2 protein-coding genes and 1 pseudogene are annotated in these 2,588 nt (G+C 75.0%); all 3 read right to left on the bottom strand.

Annotation, left to right across the window (positions count from 1 at the left end):
* Positions 1-139: pseudogene (locus tag ADY01_RS41175) on the bottom strand (FHA domain-containing protein); the annotation flags it as partial.
* 24 nt (positions 140-163) lie between these two features.
* Entirely contained in the window at positions 164-1,555 is a 1,392-nt protein-coding gene (locus tag ADY01_RS34835; protein WP_049580823.1) for a vWA domain-containing protein, read from the bottom strand.
* 54 nt (positions 1,556-1,609) lie between these two features.
* Positions 1,610-2,588 (bottom strand): PP2C family protein-serine/threonine phosphatase (locus ADY01_RS34830; protein ID WP_049580822.1); only part of this gene is annotated, 979 nt, incomplete at its 5' end.

Genomic DNA, 2,588 nt, shown 5'->3' with positions numbered 1-2,588 from the left:
GGGGCGGGCCGCCCCCGGCCCCGACGCGGAAGCCGGGAGGGGCCGGTGGCATGGCCGCCGCGGGGGTGAGCATGCGGTGTCCGCACACCTCGCACCAGTCCTCGGCCACCGACGGGTGGCCGTTCGGGCAAGTCGGCATGCTGGGTGCCTCCCCCTCGCGTCCCTAAGGTTTCTCGTCTTCGATCGGCTGCTTCTTCACTCTGACGGTCTTCGTCGACCGCGTCTCCAGGGTCATCTCATCGGCCTGCGCGACTCTGGCTTTCAGTCGAACAGTACCTCTCGCCGCATCCTCCACGTCCACTACCTTGGCGAGCAGTTTCGCCGTCTCGTCGTTCCCGGAACCGTGCGCGAGCTGAACCGCGCGGCCCAACTTGGCGGTCGCGCCCGCCTCGTCGCCCTCCTTGCGGGAGGCCAGGCCCTCGTGGATGGCCTGGGCGAGCTCGGCCTGCCCGGTGTAGTGCGCGACCTGCGGACTGATGGCCGTGGCGGCGGCCAGGTCGTCCGTCCACACAGCCCTGACCAGGCCCTGTCCCAGCGTGGTGGCGGGCGGTCCCGAGGGGTCCTCGGGGTGCCTGACGACCAGTGCGACGCGGGCCGCCAGCATCTCGTGGCCCACCCCGACGGCGGGAACGCGCACGCAGACGTGGTAGTCGCGCGACTCGTCGCCCCAGGACCCGGTGGGGTAGTCGCCGGAGCGGGGCGGGGCCTCGCTCCGGCGCCCGGTGAGGTCCTCGACGGCCGGGGCGACCTGCTTGACGAACTCGACCGCCGCGCCCTGCGGGGTCCACAGGCGCAGGGCGACATCGCCGATCTCCTTGCCCATCGCGGCCTCCATCATGGCCGTGAAGTCCTCGGCCAGTCCCTCGGGTTCGGCGACGATGTCGGCGGTCCCGAGCAGCGCGGAGGCGATGCCCGTGACCTCCGCCACCTCCCAGTCGGTGCCGACGCCCCTGGCGTCACAGGTGAAACGGCCCGCGCACGCGTCGAGCGCCTCCTTCAGCCGCTCCGGCTCCTCGTGCTCGTTGCGGCCGTCGGTGAGCAGGATGCCGTGCCTGATCGCGGCGGGCGTCGCGGCGAAGAGCCGGTCGGCCAGGCGCAGCCAGGTGCCGATCGCGGTGCCGCCCGCCGCGTCCAGGGTGCGCAGCGCCTCCTTGGCCGCGGCCCTGGTCGTGGCGTCGGCGACGGCCAGCCGCCCGCCGCCGGGGTAGACCTCGCGCGCCGTGTGGGTGCCGGCGACGAGGGCGAACGCCACCCCGTCGCGCAGGGTGTCGACGGCCGCCTCGGTGGCGCGTTTGGCGTTGCGTATCTTGGTCGGCGGGTAGTCCATGGACCCCGAGCAGTCGAGCATGACGACCACCGCGGCCCGGGGGCCGCCGCGCCCGCCGCCCACGGGCTCGGGCTCGGGCGGTCCCCCGCCCGCCACGGCCGCGCCGCCGCTACCGGTGGCGGTGACCGTGACGATCGCGTTCACCTCCTGCGCGTCCTGCGGGAGGAACTCGTTCTGGTAGACCTCGATCGAGAACTGCGGCACGTGCGATTTGGCGAAGTCGGCCATGGTGAGGCCCCCCTGCGTGGTGTGCGTCGTGCCCGGTCGCGTGGACGGCCCCGGTCAGGCCGTCTCCGCCCGGTCGGGCTCGGTCGGGAACGGGATGACGGCCACCGTCACGTTGTCGTGGCCGCCCGAGTCGAGGGCGTGGCGCACCAGGTGCCTGGCGCTGGGCAGCGGTGCGGAACGCGCCTTGCCCGGGACGATGCGCGCCATCTCCTCGGCGGCCTCCGCGTAGTTCCACAGGCCGTCGGTGCACACGATCACCACGCCGGGGCGGTCGGGCTTGAACGTGCGGGTGTGCGGGTCGATCTCCTGCGCGTCGGCCCCCAGCCAGGCGGTGATGGCGTGCGCCCGGTGGTCCGCCATCGCCTCGGCCTCGCTGAGCAGCCCCGCGGCGACCATCTGCGCGGCCCACGAGTCGTCCTGCGTCAGGCGGGCGGGCGCGGCGCCCTCCTCCTCCGGCACCCAGTAGGCCCGGCTGTCGCCGATCCAGCCCACGGTGAGCGTGGAGCCGGCGGTGACGGCGCTGACGATGGTGCAGGCGGGCGCGTTCCGTCCCGGCTCGCGCTCCCCGGTGTCGGCGAGCGCGGCGACCGCGGCGGCGGCGGCGTGCAGGGCGTCGTTCATCGCCTGCTGCTCGTTGGCGCCACGGGGGAGCGCGGCCAGCAGGAACTCCAGCGCGGCGTCGGCCGCGGCGGCGGACGCCTCGTGGGGGCGCGAGGAGGACGAGACGCCGTCGCAGACCACCGCGAGGACGGCGGGGGAGCCGTCGGGCAGCGCGGTGGCCGAGACGGTGAACGCGTCCTCGTTGCGGTGGTGGCGCAGGCCGAGGTCGCTGACCGCGGCCACGCCGCCCAGCGCGCGCTCCACGTGGTCGCGCTCGCCAGGCTGGGCCCGGCCGCACTCGGCGCAGTAGCCGTCGGCATCGACATAGCCGTTGCCGCAGACGGCGCAGGTGACCCGGTTGACCTCGCGGGCGGCGGGCGGGGCGCCGCCTCCCGGCGCGCGGGGGTCCGCCGCCTGGTGGGCGGTGCGCGGA

It is taken from the genome of Streptomyces sp. SBT349 (assembly GCF_001083795.1).
Taxonomy (GTDB): Bacteria; Actinomycetota; Actinomycetes; order Streptomycetales; family Streptomycetaceae; genus Streptomyces.
Note: the sequence above shows the minus strand (reverse complement) of the source record. Positions and strands in the feature narration are given on the sequence as shown.